Below are 22,968 nucleotides of genomic sequence, written 5' to 3' on the forward strand. Positions count from 1 at the left end.
AGCGAAGTGCATCGCTTCGCCCGTACCCTCATCCGGCTGCCGCCACCTTCTCCCGAAGGGAGAAGGGTTTCTCAGATAAACGTTGCGGAAATTTGCACGACTTCGGTGGCCTTGCCATCCAATCGCACGCTCTCCCCACGCCGCTCCTTCACCACGGCTCCCTCGGCGCGCACATTCCCCAGCCGCTTACCTTCCGGTGCCCGAAGACTCAACCACACGGCACCGGGCGCACGTTCCGGCAGCCTGACCTCCCCCGTCACGCCATGCCCGCCATCCGGCTGCAGACGCACATCCACGCGCCCCCACCGCGTCGGCGCTCCGCGCATCTCGATGGCCTGATCTCCACCCATCCACCGCCGCGGCACCGCGCGCGCCAGGTGCAAGACCTCGCCCTCGCTGTCCTCGAACACCACCATCCACCGCAGCAGCAACGGCATCGTCAACTGCGCCGGCATGCAGAACAGCGGCATGCCGCCGCTCAGGTCGCTCACCTCGCCCGCGGTCCAGCTGCCCGGCGTATGCGCGTGATAGCGGTGCGCGTAGAGGAACAGCAGGTACTCGTCGATCCGCCCCAGCCGCAGCAACTGCTGCGCATAGCCGTAGGAAATAAAGCCCAGGATGTCGCGTCCGTCCGGCGAAGGCGGCGCCACGTTCGCCACCACGCCGATCGAGGTGGCGCCGTGGCCGCGCATGCAGTCGATCACCAGGTGGGCGAGGTCGTCCGGCAGCACGTCCGCCTGCAGCAGTTCGGCATAGGCGCGATGCGGCCATTGCTGTTCGCTGGGCTTTTCCTGCAGCAGCGACTGGCGGAAGGTGAGCTTCGCGCCGGGCAGCGGGCCGACATAGGGCGGATGCAGATCGTGGCGGACGTTGGCGCGCACGCTGCGCACGAGCTGCGCGGCGAGTACGCGCGAACGCTCCTGCCAGCGATCCGCCAAGGCCTTGCCATGGGCATCGATGCGCTCCCACACCGCCGCCAGATCGCGCAGGCCGCGCGAAGCCAGCGCACTGTTGGCGTAGTAAGGCTTCCACCACAGCTGCGGCTCGGGGAACAGGCAGGCGTCCGACTCGTTCCAGCCATGCAGCAGGCCATGGCCGGGGTCGTTGTTCGGCAGGCGCAGGCTGGCATCGTGCAGGTCGAGCAGGATGCGCGCGGTGGCTTCGATCTTGCCCTGGTGCTTACGCAGCAGCGCCGCGTCGCCGGTGTAGTGCAGATAGCGCGCCAGCAGCGACAGCGTCAGGCCGAACTGGCCGGTTTCCGCGCCGCGCATGTTGACCATGCCGTCGGCCTGCACGAAATCCGTGAAATAGCCGTCCAGCACCGCCGCGGCCTGCGCGTTGCGGCCCCATTCGAGGTTCGCGTAGAGCGAGCTGGTGAACGTGTCCTGGAAGCCGTCGTACTCGTTGCCGTAGTAGTCGCGATCCACCGCGCCGTACTTCGGATAGCTGCCGCCCGGCCGCACCACCAGTTCGCGCGCAAACGCATGGCGCGCCATGTCGGCCCAGCTCGGATCCGGCGTGCGCATGGCGCAGGCATCGGCAAGCTGTTGCTGCCAGGCGTCGTGGAAGCGCAGCAGGGCGCGATAGAAAGCTTCCGCCGATGGCGGCTGCCGCGTGGGTGGATACGAGGGATAGCTGTAGCCGTAATGCACTTCGCTCACGCGCCCATGCTCGATCAGCGCGGTGCGGTGCCAGGTCTGCACCACGAAGCGGTCGGCCGCGTCGACGTCGGCGAACACCAGCACGTCGTACCAGCGCCCGTCGCCCAGCGGGAACACCTTGTGCACCGCCGGCAGCCAGCCGCCGAGCAGGCCTTCGCGCCGCTGCGGCGCGAGCTTCTCGTCGCGCAGCGCCGCCGTTTCCTGCATGGGCTTGAAGGTGCGCGTGCGGCCGTCCGGAAACACCGGCATGGTGTCGGCGCAGGCCACGTTGCCGACGAAGGTGGTCCACGGCAGGCGGCCGTTGTAGTCCTTCGGGTCCAGCGTCGAGGCGAGCGGAGGCGCGGCGAGGCGCACCTGTTCGGGATCGGGTTCGCCGCGCTTGAGCAGGCGATCGGCCAGCAGGTCGGCGTCGGCCAGGGCCAGGTCCTTCAGCGCGAGGCCGAGATAAGGCGTGCCCGCTTCGGCGGCGCAAGACTCCGTGCGCTTGCCCAGCACGCAGCCGCCATCCGGGCCGGCCAGGGTGATCGCGCCATCCGGCGTGCTCAGGTCTTCGAACACCGACCACGCGGCGCCTTGCACATCGAAACCCGCGAGCCGCGCATGGCCTTCGGTGGAAAGCGCGGCGAGCGGGATGCGTGGCGGCGGCGCCAGCGTGCCGGCGCCTCCCGCCGGCGCGCCCGACTGCGCCGATGCCCCTTCCCAACCCACCAGCCCCGCGCCCGCACTCGTCGCGGCCAGGCCCTGCAGAAAACGACGCCGATCCATTCGATCCCCCTAAACCGTTTCCGATGCCGGCGTGTTCCGCTGAGCCAGGCGGCTATGCCTGCGCCCATACCCCAGATACACCATGCAACCCACCAGCAGCCAAAGCGCAAACCGCATATAAGTCACCGCCGGCAGCCCCCAGATCAGCCAGCAGGAAAACCCCACGCCGATCAGCGGCACCACCGGCACCCATGGCGTGCGGAACGGCCGGTGCAGATCCGGCCGCCGCCAGCGCAACACCGCCACCGCGGTGCAGATCACGATGAAGGCAGCGAGCACGCCGATATTCACGAGCTTCGCCAGCTCGTCCAGCGGAAACAGCCCCGCCGCCACCGCCGTCACCGTGCCCAGCAGGAAGGTCGCCCGATGCGGCGTGCGCCAGCGAGGATGGATGCCGGCGAACCATCCCGGCAGCAGGCCGTCGCGGCCCAGGCTGAAGCCGATGCGCGCGCCGGCCAGCAGGTTGGCGAAGATCACGCTGGTGATGCCGCACACCGAAGCCAGCGAGATCACCGCCATGGTCCACGGCATGCCGATGCGGATGAACGCGTTGGCCACCGGCGCGTCGTTGTCCAGCGTGGTGTAAGGCACGATGCCGGTCAGCACCAGGCAGATGGCGAAATACAGCAGCATCGCGATGCCCAGCGACAGCAGCACCGCGCGCGGCAGGTCGCGCTGCGGGTTGCGCGATTCCTCGGCGGCGGTGGTCAGCATGTCGTAACCGAACACCGCGAAGAACACCACGGCCGCGCCGGTCACCACGCCATGCATGCCGAACGGCATGAACGGATGCCAGCGTTCCGGCTTCACGTAAGCCGCGCCGGCGATCACGATCAAGGCGGCGCCGGCGATCTTGATGCCGACGATCAGCGTGTTGAAGCGCGCGCCCCATTCCATGCGCACCGCGAGCAGGGCGGTGATGGCCACCGAGATCAGGATGGCCGGCAGGTTCACCACGCGTCCGGGGCCGGTGCCCCATGCGCCTTGCGCCCAGGTGGGCAAGGGCAAGCCGAAGTTGTTGAGCAGCACCTGCGCGTAGCCGGACCAGCCTACCGCCACCACCGCGGCGATCAGCGCATATTCCAATAGCAGGTCCCAGCCGATGATCCAGCCGGCGAATTCGCCCAGCACCGCGTAGCCGTAGGTGTAGGCGCTGCCGGTGACGGGAATCAGCCCGGCGAACTCCGCATAGCACAGTGCCGCCGCCGCGCTGGCGATGCCGGCGAGCAGGAAGGACAGCAGCACGGCGGGCCCCGCCTGCGTCGCCGCCACCGTGCCGGTGAGCACGAAGATGCCCACGCCGATGATGCCGCCCAGGCCGATGGCGGTGAGTTGCCACAGGCCCAGCACGCGGCGCAGGCCGGTGCCTTGGCCCGCCTCGCGCTGCAGGCTTTCCACCGGCTTGCGCCGGGTGATGTCGTCGATCAGGCCCATCGGTTCCTCCCCGAAACCACAGTGTTCGTTACGGCGCTTGTGCCTGCGCGTAAGGCGACTTGCCACCCTTGGCGATAAAGCGATCCACCTGCTGCTGCAGCACGGGCAGCGGCACGGAGCCGAGCGACAGCACGGTGTCGTGGAAGGCGCGCAGGTCGAAGCGTTCGCCCAGGGCTTTTTCAGCCTTCGCGCGCGCATCGACGATCGCCATCTCGCCCAGGTAGTACGACAGCGCCTGGCCCGGCCAGGCGATATAGCGGTCCACCTCGGTCTCGATCTCGTGCTCGCTCAATGCGGTGTGGTCGCGCATGAAGGCCTGCGCCTGTTCGCGCGTCCAGCCAAGGTGATGGATGCCGGTGTCCACCACCAGGCGGCAGGCGCGCCACATCTGGTAGCTGAGATGGCCGAAGCGGTCGTACGGCGTGTCGTACATGCCCATCTCCACGCCCAGCCGCTCGGAATACAGCGCCCAGCCTTCGCCATAGGCGGAGATATACGTGTAGCGGCGGAAGTCCGGCAGCCCCTCGTGCTCGGCGGCCAGGGGCATCTGCAGCGCATGGCCCGGCGCGGATTCGTGCAGGGTCAGCGCGGTCAGCGAGTACAGTGGGCGCGAGGGCAGGTCGTAGGTGTTGACCAGGTAGATGCCCGGGCCGCCGCGGCCGCCCGTGTAGAACGGCGCCAGATCCGGCGGCACTGGCTCGATGGCGAAGCGCTGGCGCGGCAGGCGGCCGATGTACTGGCCCAGCTTGCCGTCGACGCGCTTGGCGATCCACGCGGCGTCCTTGAGCAGCTCGTCGGCGCTCTTGGGATAGAACTTCGGGTCGGTGCGCAGGTAGTGCAGGAACTGCGCGAAGCTGCCCTTGAAGCCGGTTTCGCCGATGGTGCGCTCCATCTCGGCGCGCAGGCGCGCCACTTCGCGCTGGCCGGTGGCGTGGATCTGTTCGGGGCTCTGGTCCAGCGTGGTGAACTCGCGGATCTGCGCCTGGTAGAAGGCCTTGCCGTCCGGCATGGCTTCGGCGGCCAGGGTGGTGCGGGCCTGCTTCATGTAGGTGTTGCGCATGAAGCCGAGCAGCCTGGCGTAGGCGGGAATCACCTGCCGTTCGATGGCGGCACGCGCTTGCGCGCGCAGCTGTTCCTGCATGGTGGCCGGGATGGTGTCCGGCATCTTGCGGAACGGCGTGTAGAACAGGTTGTCGTCGCCCTTGGCGTTCGCCACGTCGGCGATCGATTGATCGCGCCCGGCCAGGGTCACGCGCGGCACGCTGAAACCGCGCGCCAGGCCGGCGCGCATATTGGCGATCTGTTCGTCGAAATAGCGCGGGATATCGCGCAGCTGGCTCAGGTAGCGGCGATAGTCGTCCGCGGTGCGCATGGGCTTGCGCGCGGTGAAGCCCAGGTCGGTCCAGAACGCCGTGTCGCTGTTGAACGGTATTTCCCAGGTGCGGAAGCGCTGGTCGGCCAGCAGGGTTTCGATCTGTTCGCGGTAGACCGCGTAGTTCACCGCATCGTCGCCGTGCAGCTGCTGCGGCGCGATGGCGTCGAGCCGCTTCAATACGTCGGCCCAGTAGCGCTGGCGCTGTTCCTGCGTGGCTGGATCGACCTTCGGCAGATGATCGGCCGCCTCGCCCTCGCCGTCCTCGTCGTCGCCGCCGGCGAACTGCGCCTGGCGCCATTGCCATTCCTGCGTGTAGATCGCGCGGAAGCGCGCGTCCGCATCGTCGGCGGCGTGGGCGAGGAGAGGAGCGATGGCGAGGCAGATGGCGCAGGCAAGATGGGCGATCGGTCGTTTCATCGGCTCCTCTCCGGGGGGCGTCAGGCGAAGGGCTGGTCGATGGCCGGCGAGGGCGGGGTGAACCAGGCCGCGCCGTCCTCGGTGACGTAGAAGTGGTCCTCCAGGCGTATGCCGAAACGCTCGGGCACCACGATCATCGGTTCGTCGCTGCAGCACATGCCCGGCCGCAGCGCGGTGCGCGAGCCGCGCACCAGATAGGGCATCTCGTGGATGGCCATGCCGCAGCCATGGCCGGTGCGGTGCGGCACGCCGGGCAGGCGGTAGTCCGGACCCAGGCCCGCGCCTTCCACCACGGCGCGGGCGGCATCGTCGACGCTGGCGCAGGTGACGCCGGGCCGCACCGCTTCGAACGCGGCGCGTTGCGCGGCCTGTTCGAGTTCCCAGATGCGCGCCTGCTCGGCGGTGGGCGTGCCGAAGCAGTAGGTGCGCGTGATGTCGGAGTGGTAGCCCTGCACGGTGCAGCCGGTGTCGATCAGCACCAGCTGGTCGCGCTCCAGGTATTGCTCGCCGGGAATGCCGTGCGGGTAGGCGGTGGCGTGGCCGAACTGCACGATGCAGAAGGTGGACCCGTGGTCCGCGCCCATCGCGCGGTGCGCTTCGTCGATAAAGCGCACCAGCTCGGTGCGCGAGATGCCTTCGCGCATCAGGCCGGCGGCAAGGCGGTGCACCTCCAGCGTCATCGCCGTGGCCTGCTTCATCAACGCCAGTTCGGCGGAGGATTTGCACATGCGGCAGCCGTCGACGATCGCGCTGGCGTCGGCGATGGGTTTGCCGCCGAGCACGGCGCGCAGGCGTTCGGCCACGGCGAAGGGCGCCGCCGGATCGAGCGCCAGACTGCCGGCGCCGCGCTCGGCCAATGCGTCGGCGACGAGCTGCTGCGGGTCCTCGTGTTCTTCCCACAGGCGCACCTCGGCCGGAATGCGCAGCACCGCGGCGAGCGAGCCGGCCTCGAAGCCGGGGCAGATCAGGATCGGATCGCCCTGCGCGGTGAGCAGCATGCCGACCAGCCGCTCGCTCGCGCCCCAGGCCACGCCGGTGAAATAGCGCAGCGAAGTACCGGCGGTGACCAGCAGGGCGTCGAGCCGCTGCACGCGCAGCAGCGCGCGGGCGTGTTCCAGGCGGTGCTGGTATTCGTCCGCGCCGATGGCGGGCGCGGCGGCTTGCCACGGTTGCAGGCGCGCGCGCGCCTGGGCGGGATCGAGGCCGCCGATCTGGCTGGAACTCATGCGTTCTTGCTTCCCAGATCGTCCACGCACCAGCAGCCATCGATCTGCCGCGCCACGCCGCCGGGGTTGTGGTCGCGCAGTTCCGCCGGCAGCAGGTGTTCGGGCAGGTTGTCGTAGCAGTGCAGGGCGGCGAAGCGGTGGATCGCCGCCGGCATGCCCACCGCGGTGAAGCCCGCATGGCCGGTGCTCGGATACGGACCGCCATGGTTCATGGCCGGGCTGACCGCCACGCCGGTGGGCATGCGGTTGCCGATCAGGCGGCCCACACGCGGACGCAAGGCGCGCGCGACGGCGGCCGACGCTTCGTCGTCGGTGCTGCCGGTGTACAGCGTGCCGGTGAGGTTGCCTTCGAAGGCATTGGCCACCTCGACCATCTGCGCCAGGCCGTGCGTGCGGACCAGCAGGCTGGCCGGGCCGAAGGCTTCGGTCTGCAGCGCCTGCGGTTCGCGCAGGAACTGCGCGGCGTCGACTTCCAGCAGCGTGGGCGCATGGCGGTAGCCGGGCGAGCCGGCCACGCCGCCGGCCAGCAGCTGCGCGCCGGCCTTGCGCAGCGTGGCGATGCCGTGCTGCAGATGTTCCAGCACGCCGCGCGAGAACAGCACGCCCGGCGCGGCCCCGGCGAAATGGGCCTTGGCCGCTTCGACGAAGGCATCGCCGGCCTCGTCGCGCGGCACGATCACCACGCCGGGATTGGTGCAGAACTGGCCGCTGCCCATGGTGCAGGAGGTGAAGAACTCCTGCGCCAGCGCGGCGCCGCGTTCGGCCAGCGCCCCCGGCAGCAGGAACACGGGATTGACGCTGGACAGCTCCACATAAGCCGGCACGCCCGCCGCATCGGCGGCGGCCTTCAGCGCGAGTCCGCCCGCGCGGCTGCCGGTGAAGCCGATCGCGCCCAGGCGCGCGTCGCCGGCCAGCTTTCCGCCGATCGCATGATCGAAGTGATAGAGCATCTGCACCGAAGCCGGCGGCAGGCCGGCCTGGCGCAGCGCCGCGAATGCCGCGCGCGCCAGGCGCTCGCTGGTGGCCGGATGCGAGGGGTGCGCCTTGGCGATCACCGGATTGCGCGCGGCGATGGCCGAGGCGAAATCGCTGCCGGCGATGGCGTTGAAGGCGAACGGGAAATTGTTCGGGCCGAACACCAGCACCGGCTTGCCCAGCGGCGCGAAGTGCGAACGCAGGTTGGCGGCGGTATCGATCACCGGCTGCGTCCACGCATAGCTGCGCACGGCCTTTGCGGCCAGGCGCAGCTGGTTGGTGGTGCGCGGCAGTTCCACGGCAGCCAGGCGCGGCTGCTTGGGCAGCCCGGTTTCGGCGTGGGCGGTGTCGACCAGCGCTTCGGCGTCGGCTTCGATCGCATCGGCATACGCTTCGAGGAAGGCGGCGATGCGTTCCGGCGGGGCGGCGGCCAGTTCGGCGGCCGCCGCGGTCGCGGCGGCGAGCGCCGCCTCGACATCTTGCGCGCCGCAGACCGGGAAGGCCGGGCCGATCGCTTCGCCGGTCGCGGGATTCTCGGCACGGAACTGGCCGGCCGGCGCGCTTGCCGCGCGCCAGTCGCCGTCGATCAGGATGGGCTGAATATCCATGTCATACCTTGGGTGAGTGGGCCATGGCGTGATCGATCACGCGCAGTGCAGCTTCGCGCTGTTCGCCGACCAGCGCCAGCCGCGGCGCGCGCACGTGTTCGCTGCCCATGCCGACCTTGGCCTGCACCAGCTTGATCAGCTGCACGAAGGTCGGCACCGTGTCCAGGCGCAGCAGCGGCAGGAACCAGCGATACAGCTCCAGCGCCGCATCGGCGCCGCCGTCGCGGGCCAGCTCGAACAGCTTCACCGATTCCTTCGGGTAGGCATTGACCAGGCCGGCGATCCAGCCGCGCGCACCCATGGCCACGCCTTCAACGATGGCGTCGTCCATGCCCACCAGCAATTCCACGCGGTCACCCAGCAGGGCGCGGATGCCGGCGAAGCGGCGCACGTCGCCGGAGGATTCCTTCACCGCCTGCACATTGGGGAATTCATGCGCCAGTTCGGCGATCTGTTCCGGCGCGAAGTCCGTTTTATAGGCGACGGGGTTGTTGTAGAGCATGCAGGGCAGGTCGGTGGCCGCGATCACCGCGCGCAGATGCGCACCCATTTCGCGCCAGTCGGTGGAATACACATACGGCGGCAGCACCATCAGGCCCGAGCAGCCCAGCGCCTTCGCCTGCTGCGCCAGGCGCACGGCTTCGTCGGTAGACAGCGCGGCGATGCCGGGAATGACCGGCGCGCGACCGTTCAGCGCCTGCACCAGGGTGCGGATGATGGCGAGCTTTTCTTCGAACGAGAGCGTAGCGGCTTCACCCAGCGAACCGAGCGGCACGATGCCGGTGCAGCCGGCGTCGATCAGCTGGTTGGCATGCTTGGCGAGGAAGGCGTGGTCGACCTGGCCGTCGGTAGTGAATGGCGTGGTGATGGCGGGAATCACGCCGCGCCAGATGGATGCAGTGCTCATGTCGTTGACCTCGATGCGTCGTCGGAAGGGGAGGTGGCGAGCCCCGCCAGGGTGGCGAGGCGCGCGGGAAACAAAGGTGGGCGGCCGGCGCCGCGCGGGAAGCGGCCCAGTTCCGCCAGCGCGGTGCCGCAGATGCGGCCCTGGCAGGCGCCCATGCCGCAGCGGGTGGCGAGCTTGGCATCGCGCGCGTCGGCATAGCCGTCGAGTGCGCCGAGCGCTACGTCTTCGCAGCGGCAGATCAGGGTCTGCGGCGTGGCCAGTGCGTGTACGCGTGAGCCCGGTGCGAAGTGCCGGGCCAGCAGTGCGCCGAAGCGGCGGGCGCGATCGCGTTCCGGCAGCAGGGCGCGGGCTTCGTCGGCATGGCCGCTGGCCATATGGCCGGCGATGGCGCCTTCGATGCGCGCGGCCGCCAGGCCGCCGATGCCGCAGGCTTCGCCCGCGGCGAAGACGGCCGGCACACTGGTGCGCAGCAGTTCGTCCACCTGCACGTGCGGATGGGTTGGCGCGTGGTCGAGCGCGCAGCCGAGCAACTGGGCGAGTTCCACGTTCGGCACCAGGCCGTAGCCGACGGCGAGCAGATCGCAGTCCACGCAGGCGGTGCCGTGGGCGTCTTCGATTTCCACCACGCGCACGGCGTCTTCGCCATGCGCGTGGCGCACGATCGAACCGAAGCGATACGGCACGCCCATGAGTCTGGCGCGCAGGGACAAGGCTTGCGCGGCGCGAGCGGGCCAGTGCAGCAGTTGCCGCGCGAAGGCGTGCACGCTGTCAGAGGAGGCCTGTTCGTGGATGCCGACGACTTTCGCGCCGTGCGCGCGCAAGGTGGCGGCGGCGGCGAGCAGCAGCGGCCCGCTGCCGGCGATGACCACGCGCTTGCCGGCCACCGGCCAGCCTTGCTTGGTCAGCGCCTGCAGGCCACCCGCGCCGCTCACGCCCGGCAGTGTCCAGCCGGGGAAGGGCAGCAGCAGTTCGCGCGCACCGGTGGCGAGGACGAGGGCGCCGTAGGTGAGCAGGGCGGAGCCTTCCGGCGTTTCCACGCGCAGCGCGCCGTCTTCGCTGGCGATCACGCTGTGCTGCGCCAGCAGGTTCACGCCATGCAGGGCGGCAATGGCGTCGCGCGCGGCGCGCGGCGCCGGCTTGCGCACATCGTGGCGCCACACCTGGCCGCCTGCGCGCGGTTGGGCGTCGAGCAGGCCGACGCGCGCGCCATGCGCCGCCGCCGTGCCCGCCGCCGCCAGGCCGGCGGGGCCGGCGCCGACCACCAGCACGTCGTAGCGCTCAGTCATGGCTGTCCACCTGCATGCCGTCGCGTGCGGGCGTGATGCAGGCGCGCTGGTGCGCGACGCCGTCGATGCGCACGCGGCATTCGAAGCACACGCCCATACCGCACAGCGGGGCGCGCGTTTCGCCGCTGACCGAGGTGCGGAAATGCAAGGTCCAATGCGCCACCGCGGCGGCGACGCTGGCGCCGGCCGGTACTTCGACCGGCTGGCCGTTGACCTGCAATCGCACCGTTGCGCTCATGCGGCCAGCCTCGACGGCGCGTAAGGCGCCGGATCGAGCGCCGGCTGGCGCTGCTGGATCAGGTCCAGCAGCAGGCGCGCGCTGCCCAGGGCGGTAGTGACGCCCAGGCCTTCGTGGCCGGCGGCCACCCATTGGTCGGTGGCGCCGGGTACGGCGCCGAGATAGGGACGTCCATCCGGCGTGGTGGGGCGGAAGCCCGTCCACGCGCGCAGCGCCTGCAGCTCGCGCAGCGCGGGCACGAAGGCGAAGCAGCGTTCCAGCATCCGGCGCAGCATGGCCGGCGATACGGCCGCATCGGTGGCGCTGAATTCGCGCGAGGAGCCGAGCAGGATCTGCCCGGTGGGACGCGGCTGCACATTGAAGGCGACGCTGCTGTCCGCATCGCCGTGCGCGCTGTCGGCATAGCCCAGTTCCAGCAGCTGGTGCCGCAGCAGGCCGGGATAGCGGTCGGTGATCACCAGATGCCCCTTGCGCGCGCGCAGCGGCAACTGCGGCAGCAGCGCGGGCAGGGCGCAGCCGGTGGCGACCAGCACCGGGCCGCTGAGCGAGGAACCATCGTCCAGTTGCGCGCCGCCGCGGCGCAGCGCCTGCACGCGGCGTCCGGCATACAGCACCGCGCCGCGCGACTGCGCGCGGGCAACCAGGTGCCGCGCCACGCGCGGCGGATACACCACGGCCTCGCGCGGCACCAGCATGCCGCCGCTCATGCCGGGGGCGAGCTCGGGTTCCAGTTCGTAGAGCTGCTGGTCGTCCAGCAGTTGCGCTTCCACGCCGGCCGCGGCCAGGCGCGCGGCGCGTGCCGCGGCGGCGGCCAGCTCGCGCTCCTCGCGCGCCACCCACAAGGTGCCGCAGCGGCTGAATTCGGCTTCGGGCAGGTCGGCGAAGGCTTCCCATTGGCGCAGCGAGTAGCGCGCGAGTGCCAGTTCGGCGGGGTCGTCGTCCATCGCCACCAGATGCCCCATCGCCGCCGCCGTGGCGCCGCCGCCGATCGGGCCGGGTTCGACGATCGCCACGCGCAGGCCGTCGCCGCTGGCCGCGTCCGCGCAGGCGGCGCCGACGATGCCGGCGCCGATCACGATCAGGTCGTAACCGGGCACGCTCATTCCGCGCCGCTGCCCCAGGTGAATGCGTCGGCTTCGTCGAACAGCAAGGTGGATCGCGCCACCACGAAGGCGCTGCCGGTGATGCGCGGCTTAACGCCGCGTGCCGAGGGGGTGTAGGTGGCTTCGAACTCGCTGCCCGCGCCGAGGATGCTCTCCTGCCGCCACACCTCGCCCGGGGCGAGCTTGCCGTCCGCGGCCAGGCAGGCCAGCTTGGCGCTGGTGCCGGTGCCGCAGGGCGAGCGGTCGTAGGCCAGGCCGGGGCACAGCACGAAGTTGCGGCCGGCCTTGGCGCCAAGGTCGGCATTGATCTCGATATGGTCGATCTCGCCGCCTTCGGCGCCGGTGATGCCCTGCGCTTCGAGCACGCGGCGGATCGCTTCGGTGTAGGCGGTGAGTTCGCGCTGGTGGTGGATCTCCAGCGGCAGCGGGGTGTCCCTGGTGATGAAGAACCAGTTGCCGCCCCAGGCGATGTCGCCGGTGACGTCGCCGTAGCCGGGCACGCTGATCCTGACGTCCTTGGCGTGGCGGTAGCTTTCGACGTTGTCGATCGACACGCGGCCATCCGCATGCAGTTCCGCGCCCACCGTGCCCACCGGCGTCTCGATCTTGTGCAGCCCGGGGCCGATGCGGCCCAGGTGCTGCAGCGTGCGCACCACGCCGATGGTGCCGTGGCCGCACATGCCCAGATAGCTGACGTTGTTGAAGAAGATCACGCCTGCGCAGGCCTCCGCACTCTGCGGCGGCAGCAGCAGGGCGCCGACCACGGTGGCCGAGCCGCGCGGCTCGCAGGCGATGCCGGCGCGCCAGCGGTCGAAATCGCGGCGGAAGCGTTCGCGCTGCTCCATCAATGTGCCGGCGCCGAGGTCGGGGAAGCCGGCGATGACGGTGCGGGTGGGTTCGCCGCCGGTGTGCGAGTCGATCACGTCGATGGTATGCATGCCGGACATGCTCGCCGCCGCGGCGGTGGGCGTCTAGCAGGGCTTGGCATCGCTGCATGCGGAAATCGGCATAATGCGCTAGGCCGGTTTTGTGCCATGCTGCGATTGCACAAGGTTTCGCGACGGGGCAGGACCTGCGATGGACATGAAGATTTCGGCCGACGAGCTGGAGGCGCTGTTCGACGCCTTGCCCGACGTGGTGTTCTTCGTGAAGGACGGCCAGGGCCGCTACACGCATGCCAACCTCACCCTGGTGCGCCGGCTGGGCCTGAAGCAGCGCGCGGACGTGATCGGCCGCAGCGTGGTCGAGCTGTTTCCCGCCACGCTGGGCGGCTCCTACGCCTCGCAGGACCGCCGCGTGCTCGACGGCGAGGTGATCGAGAACCAGCTCGAAGTGCACATCTTCCCCAACCGCGTGCCGGGCTGGTGCCTGACCTGCAAGCGGCCGCTGCTGAAACGCGGGGAGGTGCACGGCATCGTCGGCATCTCGCGCGACCTGGGCAAGCCGGATGGCCGCCACCCCACCTATGTGCGGCTGCGCCGCGTGCTCGCCTATCTGCAGGAGCACTACGCCGAAGGCGTGCGCGTGGCGAAGCTGGCGGAGCTGGCCGGCGTGTCGGTGGCGCAGCTGGAGCGGCATTTCCGCCGCGTGTTCCAGCTGACGCCGCAGCAGGTGCAGACCAAGCTGCGCATCGAAGCGGCCATGCGCCTGCTGCGCGGCGACCAGAGCGTGGCGGCGATCGGCCTTGCCTGCGGCTTTGCCGACCAGAGCGCATTCGCGCGGCAGTTCAAGGCGACGGTGGGCATGACGCCGCGGGATTACCGGGCGATGGCCGCCGGCGCCATGCGTGCGGCGCCGGCGGCGTAAAGCGCATCGAACTCAGCCGTTCACCCACACGCCGACGTTCAGATGCCAACCGTCGTTGCGGTGTTCGTAATGCGGATGGACGTAGTGGTAACCGGGACGCTCGACTTCCCAATGCCCCGGCATGGCGACGTATTCGCGCCCGGTCCAGCGCCAGTAGCCGCGCGCCCATACGTAGCCGGGGCGCCGTGCCGGTTCCACTTCCACGATCCGCTCCGGCGGCGGTTGCGGTGCGATCACTTCGACCACCTCGCGGCGGACGATCGGACGTTCCACCACCACCGGGCGGTCGTGCACCACGCGTTCTTCCACGCAACCGCTGGCGAGCATGGTGAGCGCGGCCAGCGCCGCGATTCGGATCTGCATCGGAAGTACCCCTTCTTCGAGAGTCAAGAAAAACGCGGCTGCCTCAAGGCAGCCGCGTCGGAATCGAACCGGGCTCAGTGGCCCCAGTAGCCGTCGTGGAAGCGCCAGCCGCCGCGGTACGGCTCCCAGCGCGGCGCGCGATAGACGTAGCCGTGGCGCGCCGGAATCCAGCGGCCGACCACCCACACGTGGCGGCGGGCATAGGGATCCCAGCGCCAGTAGCCCGGCGCCCAGGCGTAGCCGACGCGCGGCGGCGGCACCACTTCGTAGCGCGGCGCGGGCGGGGCGACGTTGATGCCCACGGAAATCTGCGTGCGGGCAGCGGCATCGGGGGCGTAGGCACAAGCGCCCAGGCCCAGGCCCAGCGCGGTCAGCACGGCGAAGCTTCGTGCCAGCGTGTTCATGCGGTTTCTCCTCGGCCACGCAGCGTGTGGCTCGCACGGAAAAACGGCATGGGCCTGCGCCTGTTGACCGCGGCCGGCCGGCTCGTTCAGACATGGGCAGGGTGGAAGGCGCGGCCGCGGTCAGGCGCGGCCGCGCAAGCCGCTACATCGCGCAGTTCGGTTTGTGCCCGCTGGCGCGCGCCTGCTCGTACACCGGCATCAGCTGGTCGGCCTGCTTGGTCAGCGCCTGCTGGCGGTTGTACGAAGCCGGATGGGTCGACATGAAGGCCGGCTGCTTGGGACCGCCGGGAGCCTGCGCCGCCATCCTTTCCCACAGCGTGGGGGCCGAGCGCGGATCGAAGCCGGCCTGCGCCATGTAGCGCTGGCCCAGCGTGTCCGCCTCGCTTTCCTGCATGCGCGAGAACGGCAGCAGCATGCCGACCTCCGCGCCGACGCCCAGCGCGGCCGCGGCGTAGCCGACGTTGGTGCCGCGGCTGGCGGCATAGGCGCTGCCGGCGACCACCACCACCTGGGCGGCGATGTTGTCGGACATGCGCTCGGCGCCATGGCGCGACACCACGTGCGACAGCTCATGCCCCAGCACCACGGCGAGCAGGTCCTGGTTGGACGCCACCTTGAACATGCCGCGGTTGACGCCGATGCGCCCGCCCGGCAAGGCGAAGGCATTGGGCGTGTTGTCGTCGATGATCTGCACTTCCCACTGCTGCGTATTCCACGGCGCCGGCAGCACGGCTACCAGGGCGTTGGCGACGCAGGTGGCGTAGGCGCGCTCCTTCGGCGCGTCGGCGAACTTGCCCTTGGTGCGCATATCGTTGAATGCGGCCAGGCCCATCTTCGACATATCCCCGTCGGAGACCATCATCAGCTGCTTGCGCCCGGTGGGCGAGGTGGAGCAGCCACAGAGCAGGGCGCCTAGGGCCAGCACGAGCGGCAGGCGGAATTTCATGCGTTTTACCTCCCTGGAAAACTGGTCCGAAGCATAACCTTGCGTTCGGCGGCGCATTGTGTGCCAGTTTGGCACTTGAAAAGAACGAACGGTCGTTCTATTTTCAGGCCCCATGAACACCACCACCGCCCCCGGCAAGCGCGCCGCCACCCGCGAAATGATCCTGGACCGTGCCTACGCCATGGCCTGCAACGACGGCCTGGAAGGCTTGTCGATCGGCACGCTGGCGCAGGCGGCGGATATGTCCAAGAGCGGCGTGTTCGCGCATTTCGGTTCGCGCGAAGACCTGCAGCTGGCCGTGCTGGAGCTGGGCGCGCAGCGCTTCATGGACAACGTGCTGCTGCCCGCGCTGAAAACCCCGCGCGGCCTGCCGCGCCTGCGCGCCATCGTGGAGAACTGGTGCGACTGGGTACAGCGCTACGAGCGCGGCTGCGTGCTGCTGTCCGCCGTCGGCGAATACGACGGCCGCGACGGCGCCCTGCACGATGCCGTGGTGCGGCAGCAGTCCGGCTGGCGCGGCCAGCTGGAAAAGGCCATCGGGCAGGCGGTGGACGAAGCGCATCTCGGCCGCGGTACCGACGTCAGCCAGCTCGCTTTCGAGATCTACGCCTTCATGCTCGTGCTGCATCACGACGCCGGCCTGTTCGGCTTCGAGGAAGCGCGCCGCCGCACCTTGTCAGCTGTCGATCGCCTGTTCGCCAGTTATCGCACCTGAACCCCCAGGAGCCAGCCCATGCCCCGCACGCAACGCGCCCATCGCCCGCACGGCCGCCCCGGCGCCGGTCTTCTGCTGAAACTCGGCGCGGTGCGCGCCAGCTTTGCCGTCGGCGGGCGCCTTGCCCCGCGCCGCACGGTGGACCGTGCCGCGCGCCTGTTCGCCACGCCGTTCGCCAGCAGCCGCAGCCGCGCGCTGGCGGCACGGCCGGACGAGGCGATGCGGCAGGGTGAGCTGGAGGTCGGCGGAGAAAAGATCGCCACGTACGTATGGGGCGATCCGGCGACGCAGCCTTATGCGCTGCTGGTGCACGGCTGGTCGAGCTTCGGCCTGCGCTATCTGCCCTGGGTGCAGCGTTTGCGCGAATCAGGCCTGGCGGTGGTCGCATTCGACCAGCCCGGCCATGGCCGCAGCACGGGGCGCCTGTGCACGCTGCCGGATTTCATCGCCACCATCCGCGCGGTCGGCCAGCACTATGGGCACGCGGCGCTGGCGATCGGCCATTCGCTGGGCGGCGCCGCGCTGGCGTTGGCGCAGAGCGAAACCTGGTTGGCGCGCCAACTCGTGCTGGTTGCGCCCGCGGCCGACATGGAAGCCGCCACCGGCCGCTTTTTCCGCTTCGTAAGGCTGGGCGACCATCTGCGCGAGGCGTTCTATGGCTGGCTGGAACGGCGCACCGGGGTGATGGTGCGCGATCTGCAGGTGCACAAGCACTTGCCGGCGCTGGGCCAGTCAGGATTGGTGATCCACGATCTCGACGACCGCGACGTGCCGTGGGAAGAGGGCGAACGCTATGCCCGCTACTGGTCGGGCGCGCGTCTGCTCACCACGCAGGGGCTGGGACATCACCGCGTGCTCGATGCGCCGGAAGTGATCGAGGCGACCTTCGCTTTCCTGCGCGGCGAGACGGTGGGCGAACGCGTGGTCGCCACGCCAAACCTGCCTTACGGCGTGGCGTAGGTTGGGGTGGCAACCCCAACATCGTCGCTTGCGAGGTAGCCGCATCGTGTTGTTGGGGCGGCAGCACGCGTCCCGCGTGATAGCTGCGTAGGTTGGGGTGGCAACCCCAACGTTGCCGCTTGCGAGGTGGTGGCATCGTGTTGTTGGGGTTGTCACCCCAACCTACTTGGGCGGTAGTGCGCGTCCCGTGCGGTAGCTGCGATAACGGCACACGTCGAAGTTGCGCTGCAACAGCGAGCGCCCGTCGGCGAAGGTGGCGCGCAGATCGCGGCGGCAACCTTCCTGACCATCGATTGCGACGGTGACGGCATTGCCGCCGCCCTGCAGCGGACGATCGCCGATGGCGAGCTCGCGAAACGCCTCCGTCCCCGCCGGCGCAACGGCCAGCGCCACCAGGCTGGAAGGCGCGTCGTTGTAGACCTCCAGATAGCGCGTCTGCGCGGCGGCTACCGCTGGCAGCGACACGCAGGCGAGCAACACCGCAAGGCGACGGTTCATGGCTTCCTCTCCACAGATGCCGCCCGGGCGGCGATGCGCGGATTGGGCGCGAAGCGCCCGTCGGAAGCGGCCGCAGCGGGACGGATCGTAGCCGGCGCGGGACGAATGGCAGCCGTGACCTCCGAGTCTGTTCGCCAGCGGCCGGGCCTGTGTAGGATGCGGACGCCTCGTGGATGGAGGAGTGCGATGCGATTCTGGCGTTACCTGGCCGCGTGGAGCGTGCCGGCCGTGCTGTTCGCCATCCAGGGCTACAGCATGGATGCGATGCGCGGGCATACCTGGAACGCCGGCGACTACATCCGCTGGGCGATGGTGCAGTGGTACACGCTGGCCGTGCTGGCGCCGGGCGTGTTCGCGCTGGCGCGCCGCTTCACCGTCGAAAGCACCGCGCAGTGGCGCTACGCGCCGGTCTATATCGCCGGCAGCGTGGTGTTCTCTGCCTGCGCCGTGCTGATCGGCGCCACGCTCGGCCATCTGCTGGAACCTGGTAACCCGCCGTTCGACGACCAGCTGCAGCAGTTCATCGACAAATACGTCTTCATCGATTTCTTTATCTACTGGGTGCTGGTGGTGGGCTGGCATGCCATGCGCTTCTTCCGCGAGAAGGACCGCCGCGCGGACCAATTGCAGGCGCTGCTGGCGCAGTCGCGCCTGCAGGTGCTGAAGATGCAGCTGCAGCCGCATTTCCTGTTCAACACCTTGCATGCGATCACCACCTTGATCCGCGAGGAGCCGGAGGTCGCCGAGGACATGCTGCTGCGCCTGAGCGAATTGCTGCGCGTCTATCTCGATGAAGACCGCCATGAAATCGCCCTGGCCCGCGAGCTGGAACTGCTGGACCTGTATCTCGGCATCCAGCGCGTGCGCTTCAAGGACCGCCTCGATACGCGTGTCGATGCGGCCGTCTCCGCGCTCGGCGGCGCGGTGCCCGGCCTGATCCTGCAGCCATTGGTGGAGAACGCCATCCATCACGGCATCGGCCGGCATGCCGGCAGCGACACGGTGGAAGTGTTCGCGCACCGCGATACCGACAGCCTTTACCTGGAAGTGCGCAACCGCAACGGCGTGCTGGAAGTGACGCCGGAAGAAGCCTTCACGCGCGGCATCGGCCTGTCCAACACGCGCTTGCGGCTGAAAGAGCTGTATGGCGATCTCGCCACCGTCTATATCGACGCGCTGTCGCCGCAGGGCGTGTCCTGCCGCCTGCGCCTGCCGTTCCGAGCGCTGGGCGCGGCGGCCGCATGAGCATCCGCGCCTTCATCGTCGACGACGAGCCGATCGCGCGGCACAGCATCGCGCGCCTGCTGCGCAAGGAGCCGGAGATCGCCATTGCCGGCGAATTCGGCGATGGTGCCAGCGCGCTGGAAGCGATCCGCCAGCTGCGGCCGGACCTGGTATTCCTGGATATCCAGATGCCGGAGATGACCGGCATCGACGTCGCCGCGGCGCTGGGCGAGGAAAATCTGCCGGCTACCGTATTTGTCACGGCTTATGAGCAATACGCCGTGCGCGCGTTCGAAGCGAACGCGGTGGACTACCTGGTCAAGCCTTTCAGCAGCGAACGCTTCGACGCCGCGTTACGCCGAGTGCGTCGGCGGTTGGCAGGCGAGGGCGGCGACGCCGCGCCCGCACGGGTATGGCAGGCGCTGGCCGAGCTGCGGCGCGAACAGAGCTACGCGCGCCGCCTGCCGATTCCGCTGGATGGCAGCGTGATCCTGCTGGAGGTGGCGCGCATCGACTGGATCGAAGCCAACCGCAACTGCGTGCGCCTGCACGTGGGCAAGGACACCTACGAGCTGCGCGAGACCATGGCTGCGCTGGAAGAACGCCTCGACCCGCGCCAGTTCGCACGCGTGCACCGCTCGGCCATCGTCAATATCGACCGCATCCAGGCGATCCACCCGTGGTTCAAGGGCTATCACATGCTGGTGCTGAGCACCGGGCAGGAGCTGCGCATGAGCCGCTACCAGCACGATGCGTTCCGCGACCTGGTGCGGCTGAATGCGCGGACGCCGTAGCGGCGTCCGCGCAGGAGCGGATCAGGTGTGGTCCGACTGATTGAGCAGGTGCAAGCCGGTGCCAAGAGTGAGCACGCCGTCGTCCGGCAAGGCATCGATGCCCAGCCCTTCGGGCTTTGTCTTGCTGCGGTATTCGTCCATCCACGGCACCGGTTCCTTCGGGCCGGGGATATAGGTGTGCCAGGTGGCGTCACGCGCATCCTTCTCGGTTGGCGCGTACTGGTGGTAGGAGATCGCCACGCGGACGATCCAGCCGTCGGCATCCTTCAGCGGACCGGCAGATGGCGGATTGAAGGTCCACAGGCGCACGGCGCGGGTGCTGACTTCGGCCAGCGTCTTGCGCATCTCGCGCATGACCGGCTCGGAACCCACTTTGTCCAGATTGACCTGTTCGGCGGTCACATGGCTGATGCTGCCGTCACGCTCGACACGCGCAACCATGAAGACGGTGCCGGTCGGATAGGTGCCACCCGCCGGGTGTGCGGGGCCGGCCTGGCGGATGCTGCCGCCCTGCTGCATCTGAAAGTTTGCCCTGGCGGAAAAAGTGGGGCGTGCGCTGTGGTCCTTGATCGTGACGAGCTCATCGCGATGGTCACTTGGGCTGCCGAAGGAGGCGCTGACGACGTGCAGCTGATACCCGTCGCCATCGGGCGAAGCCACCACGCGCAGGTGCATGGGCGCCTTCGCCTCCACCGGCTTGCCGTTGTCCAGCACCGGTTCGAAGCGCCAGCTGGAGGAGTACTGCTTGATCAGCGCGGTCACCGCGTCCGACTCTTGCCTGTCGAGGTCGAAAGAACTTACCGTGCCGTCCGGCGCCACGACGACGTGACCATTGACCAGCAGGCTGGACTCAGCCTTCGCGCGCACTTCGCTGGCAGTCTGCGCCACAGCTATTCCGCAAGTTGCTGCGCAGAGCAGCAACAGTCCTAAACGTTTCATCGACTTCCCCTGGTTGTCTTGCCGAGGCTCGAGTATGTCGCGCGGCGATGACAACCCGCTAGAGGCGACGTGTCGATTTTCGACATCGTGGTTCGTCGCCTTGGCAAGCCGGTCATCGCACCGGCGAAACATCCATCGTCTACTCGAGGAACGCCAACCATGCACGCCATCGCCCACCGCCCCCTGCGCACCCTGCTCGCCACGGCCGCCCTGGCCCTGGCCGGCGCATCCGCGCACGCCGCTTCCGCCACCTACACCATCGACCCCGCCCACACCTACCCGAGCTTCGAGGCCGACCACTTCGGCGGCCTGTCGGTATGGCGCGGCAAGTTCAATCGCACCAGCGGCAAGATCACGCTGGACAAGGCCGCGGGCGCCGGCACGGTCGACATCACCGAGGACATGGACAGCGCCAACTTCGGCCTGGACAAGATGGACGAGGCCGCGCGCGGCCCCGAGCTGTTCGAAACCGCGAAGTACCCCAAGGCCACCTACAAGGGCAAGCTCGCCGGCTTCGTCGACGGCAAGCCGACCAAGGTGGTGGGCGAATTGACCCTGCACGGCGTGACGCGCCCGCTGGAGCTCACCGTCAACTCGTTCAAGTGCATGCCGCATCCGCTGTTCAAGCGCGAACTGTGCGGCGCCGACGCCAGCGCCAGCTTCCAGCGCGACGACTACGGCATGGGCGCCGGCAAGGACTACGGTTTCAAGATGGACGTGGCGCTGCGCATCCAGGTCGAGGCGCTGATCGATGAAGCCGACGCCAGGAAAACCGCCGGCGCGCACTGATTCACAGGCAGCTTTTCAGCCGGCGCACCGCCTCGTCGAGCGCGCGTGCGTCGGCGCCGCCGTAGCCCATGATCAGCCCGCCCCGCGCGGGCGGTTGCGCGTAGCACAGCGACAGCGGCCGCGCGGAGACGCCTACCTGTCCGGCGCGGCGCGACAGCGCCACGTCGTCCACGCCCGGCGGCAGCAGCGCCACCAGCTGCATGCCGGCTTCGGCGCCGATCACTTCGAGCTGCTGCGGCAGGTGCGTGCGGATCGAGGCGACCAGGGCCGCGCGTCGCTCCGCGTACAGCACGCGCATGCGGCGGATATGCCGCGCGAAATGGCCTTCGCGGATAAAGTCGTTCATGGCCAGCTGCGGCAGCGTGGCGGTGCAGGTATCCAGCGCGTCGCGGCAGGCGGCGAAGGTGTCGACCAGGTCCTTCGGCACCACCAGGTAGCCCAGGCGCAGGGCGGGGAACATCACCTTGCTGAAGGTGCCGACGTAGATCACGCGCTCTTCGGTATCCAGGCCTTGCAGCGAGGCTACCGGGCGGCCGCCGAAGCGGTATTCGCTGTCGTAGTCGTCCTCCACGATCCACGCGCCGGAGCGCGCGGCCCAGCGCAGCAGCTGCATGCGCCGCGCCGCGCTCATGGTCATGCCCAGCGGAAACTGGTGCGAGGGCGAGATATAGGCCAGCCGCGCATCAGGCGCCCGGCGGATGCCTTCGGCCACGTCCAGGCCTTCCTGGTCCACCGGCACCGGCACGATGCGCGCGCCGATGGTGCCGAAGGCCTGGCGCGCGCCGGGATAGCCGGGGTCTTCCAGCCAGGCGCGGTCGCCGGCATCGAGCAGGGCATGCGCGCAGATCTGCACGCCTTGTTGCGAACCGGTGGTGATCAGCACCTGCGCCGCATCCACGCGCACCGCGCGCACCGCGCCGAGATAGTCGGCGATCGCTTCGCGCAGCAGCGGGCAGCCGCGCGGATCGCCATAGACCAGCGACTCGGTGCTCGGCGTGCGCGCGTGGCGGTTCAGCAGCTTCGCCCACAGCTCGGTCGGGAAATGCTCCAGCGCGGGCAGGCCGACGCGGAACGCGCCCTGGCTGTCCAGCCAGGTCTGCTCCGGCGTGCGCATGGCGGCCACGCGCTGTGCCACCCGGCGGTTGGCGTTGTGCCTGGCGACCGGAACCACGGACAGCCGCGGGCGCGCGGGCTTCAGTGCCGCCGCCGGGATCGAGCGGGCCACGCAGGTGCCGGCGCCGACGAAGCTCTGCAGATAGCCTTCGGCCAGCAACTGCTCGTAGGCGCTGAGCACCGGCAGGCGCGACACGCGCAGTTCGGTGGCCAGGCTGCGGGTGGATGGCACGCGCTGGCCGGGGCGCAACTGCCCGTCGGCGATGGCGCGGCGGAACCATTCGGAAAGCTGCTGGTAGATCGGCACGCCGCTGCCGTTTTCCAGCGCGATCGGGGGCAGGAACGAAGTGGACGCTCGCGGCATGGGGGTGGGCCTCAAGTGGTCATGGCGGATCATAGCCAAGTGGCTATTCGCCCTCGCC

Annotated in this window: 22 protein-coding genes; 6 read left to right on the top strand and 16 right to left on the bottom strand. The window is 69.4% G+C overall.

Translation table 11 applies throughout. The features are described from left to right. Window positions 1-71 precede the first annotated feature (71 nt). The 10 genes from FHW84_RS07600 to FHW84_RS07645 are packed head-to-tail and all read right to left on the bottom strand — an operon-like array spanning window position 72 to window position 12,933. A complete protein-coding gene (locus FHW84_RS07600; protein ID WP_167254071.1) occupies window positions 72-2,426 on the bottom strand; it encodes a twin-arginine translocation signal domain-containing protein in 2,355 nt (784 codons plus the stop codon). Between the two features lie 9 nt (window positions 2,427-2,435). Continuing rightward, complete coding sequence (locus FHW84_RS07605; protein ID WP_167254073.1) at window positions 2,436-3,860, bottom strand: amino acid permease; 1,425 nt, start codon at window positions 3,858-3,860, stop codon at window positions 2,436-2,438. A gap of 28 nt (window positions 3,861-3,888) precedes the next feature. Continuing rightward, window positions 3,889-5,652 carry a DUF885 family protein gene (locus tag FHW84_RS07610; RefSeq protein WP_167254075.1) on the bottom strand — a complete coding sequence of 588 codons (1,764 nt, stop codon included), beginning with the start codon at window positions 5,650-5,652 and terminating at the stop codon, window positions 3,889-3,891. Between the two features lie 20 nt (window positions 5,653-5,672). Next, window positions 5,673-6,878, bottom strand: coding sequence for a Xaa-Pro peptidase family protein (locus FHW84_RS07615; protein ID WP_167254077.1), 1,206 nt, complete (start codon window positions 6,876-6,878; stop codon window positions 5,673-5,675). Further along, the gene (locus FHW84_RS07620; protein ID WP_167254079.1) at window positions 6,875-8,461 is read right to left on the bottom strand and encodes an aldehyde dehydrogenase family protein; all 1,587 of its coding nucleotides are present in this window, start codon (window positions 8,459-8,461) and stop codon (window positions 6,875-6,877) included. Before FHW84_RS07620 ends, FHW84_RS07615 begins: the two co-directional genes overlap by 4 nt. Window position 8,462: 1 nt before the next feature. Next, window positions 8,463-9,368, bottom strand: coding sequence for a dihydrodipicolinate synthase family protein (locus FHW84_RS07625; protein ID WP_167254081.1), 906 nt, complete (start codon window positions 9,366-9,368; stop codon window positions 8,463-8,465). Beyond that, window positions 9,365-10,654 carry an FAD/NAD(P)-binding oxidoreductase gene (locus FHW84_RS07630; protein WP_167254083.1) on the bottom strand — a complete coding sequence of 430 codons (1,290 nt, stop codon included), beginning with the start codon at window positions 10,652-10,654 and terminating at the stop codon, window positions 9,365-9,367. The genes FHW84_RS07625 and FHW84_RS07630 overlap by 4 nt, the downstream gene beginning before the upstream one ends. Then, window positions 10,647-10,892 carry a 2Fe-2S iron-sulfur cluster-binding protein gene (locus tag FHW84_RS07635; protein ID WP_167254084.1) on the bottom strand — a complete coding sequence of 82 codons (246 nt, stop codon included), beginning with the start codon at window positions 10,890-10,892 and terminating at the stop codon, window positions 10,647-10,649. The genes FHW84_RS07630 and FHW84_RS07635 overlap by 8 nt, the downstream gene beginning before the upstream one ends. Next, window positions 10,889-11,995 (bottom strand): FAD-dependent oxidoreductase, encoded by a 1,107-nt coding sequence (locus tag FHW84_RS07640; protein ID WP_208399697.1) that lies wholly within the window; start codon window positions 11,993-11,995, stop codon window positions 10,889-10,891. The genes FHW84_RS07635 and FHW84_RS07640 overlap by 4 nt, the downstream gene beginning before the upstream one ends. Then, window positions 11,992-12,933: a 4-hydroxyproline epimerase gene (locus tag FHW84_RS07645; protein WP_167254085.1), complete on the bottom strand. Its 942-nt coding sequence runs from the start codon at window positions 12,931-12,933 to the stop codon at window positions 11,992-11,994. The genes FHW84_RS07640 and FHW84_RS07645 overlap by 4 nt, the downstream gene beginning before the upstream one ends. A gap of 139 nt (window positions 12,934-13,072) precedes the next feature. Here FHW84_RS07645 and FHW84_RS07650 point away from each other — a divergent pair, with 139 nt between their 5' ends. Beyond that, window positions 13,073-13,801 carry an AraC family transcriptional regulator gene (locus FHW84_RS07650; protein WP_167254086.1) on the top strand — a complete coding sequence of 243 codons (729 nt, stop codon included), beginning with the start codon at window positions 13,073-13,075 and terminating at the stop codon, window positions 13,799-13,801. 12 nt (window positions 13,802-13,813) lie between these two features. Here the strand turns inward: FHW84_RS07650 and FHW84_RS07655 are convergent, their stop codons facing one another. The 3 genes from FHW84_RS07655 to FHW84_RS07665 all read right to left on the bottom strand — a co-directional run bounded on the left by FHW84_RS07655 (window position 13,814) and on the right by FHW84_RS07665 (window position 15,514). Continuing rightward, on the bottom strand, window positions 13,814-14,164 hold the full coding sequence (locus FHW84_RS07655; RefSeq protein ID WP_167254087.1) for a YXWGXW repeat-containing protein: 351 nt from the start codon (window positions 14,162-14,164) through the stop codon (window positions 13,814-13,816). 74 nt (window positions 14,165-14,238) lie between these two features. Then, entirely contained in the window at window positions 14,239-14,568 is a 330-nt protein-coding gene (locus FHW84_RS07660) for a YXWGXW repeat-containing protein (RefSeq protein ID WP_167254088.1), read from the bottom strand. A 142-nt stretch (window positions 14,569-14,710) separates the two neighbouring features. Next, window positions 14,711-15,514 carry a M48 family metallopeptidase gene (locus FHW84_RS07665; RefSeq protein WP_167254089.1) on the bottom strand — a complete coding sequence of 268 codons (804 nt, stop codon included), beginning with the start codon at window positions 15,512-15,514 and terminating at the stop codon, window positions 14,711-14,713. 112 nt (window positions 15,515-15,626) lie between these two features. On the opposite strand from FHW84_RS07665, the gene FHW84_RS07670 reads away from it, so the two are divergent. Together FHW84_RS07670 and FHW84_RS07675 are read left to right on the top strand one after the other, a co-directional pair. Beyond that, window positions 15,627-16,229, top strand: a complete 603-nt coding sequence (locus FHW84_RS07670; RefSeq protein ID WP_167254091.1) for a TetR/AcrR family transcriptional regulator — start codon at window positions 15,627-15,629, stop codon at window positions 16,227-16,229. 18 nt (window positions 16,230-16,247) lie between these two features. Further along, window positions 16,248-17,189, top strand: coding sequence for an alpha/beta fold hydrolase (locus tag FHW84_RS07675; protein WP_167254093.1), 942 nt, complete (start codon window positions 16,248-16,250; stop codon window positions 17,187-17,189). 162 nt (window positions 17,190-17,351) lie between these two features. Here the strand turns inward: FHW84_RS07675 and FHW84_RS07680 are convergent, their stop codons facing one another. After that, on the bottom strand, window positions 17,352-17,687 hold the full coding sequence (locus FHW84_RS07680; protein ID WP_167254096.1) for a hypothetical protein: 336 nt from the start codon (window positions 17,685-17,687) through the stop codon (window positions 17,352-17,354). A 186-nt stretch (window positions 17,688-17,873) separates the two neighbouring features. Here FHW84_RS07680 and FHW84_RS07685 point away from each other — a divergent pair, with 186 nt between their 5' ends. Further along, complete coding sequence (locus tag FHW84_RS07685; protein ID WP_243867985.1) at window positions 17,874-18,932, top strand: histidine kinase; 1,059 nt, start codon at window positions 17,874-17,876, stop codon at window positions 18,930-18,932. Continuing rightward, entirely contained in the window at window positions 18,929-19,705 is a 777-nt protein-coding gene (locus FHW84_RS07690; protein ID WP_167254100.1) for a LytTR family DNA-binding domain-containing protein, read from the top strand. The genes FHW84_RS07685 and FHW84_RS07690 overlap by 4 nt, the downstream gene beginning before the upstream one ends. A 21-nt stretch (window positions 19,706-19,726) precedes the next feature. Here the strand turns inward: FHW84_RS07690 and FHW84_RS07695 are convergent, their stop codons facing one another. Beyond that, window positions 19,727-20,593 carry a hypothetical protein gene (locus FHW84_RS07695; protein WP_167254102.1) on the bottom strand — a complete coding sequence of 289 codons (867 nt, stop codon included), beginning with the start codon at window positions 20,591-20,593 and terminating at the stop codon, window positions 19,727-19,729. A 210-nt stretch (window positions 20,594-20,803) separates the two neighbouring features. Here FHW84_RS07695 and FHW84_RS07700 point away from each other — a divergent pair, with 210 nt between their 5' ends. Continuing rightward, entirely contained in the window at window positions 20,804-21,433 is a 630-nt protein-coding gene (locus FHW84_RS07700) for a YceI family protein (protein ID WP_167254104.1), read from the top strand. Window position 21,434: 1 nt separating this feature from the next. On the opposite strand, the gene FHW84_RS07705 is transcribed toward FHW84_RS07700, so the two are convergent. Next, on the bottom strand, window positions 21,435-22,910 hold the full coding sequence (locus FHW84_RS07705) for a PLP-dependent aminotransferase family protein (protein WP_167254106.1): 1,476 nt from the start codon (window positions 22,908-22,910) through the stop codon (window positions 21,435-21,437). Between the last annotated feature and the right edge of the window lie 58 nt (window positions 22,911-22,968).

This window comes from Dyella sp. SG562, assembly GCF_011759495.1.
Classification (GTDB): domain Bacteria; phylum Pseudomonadota; class Gammaproteobacteria; order Xanthomonadales; family Rhodanobacteraceae; genus Dyella_D; species Dyella_D marensis.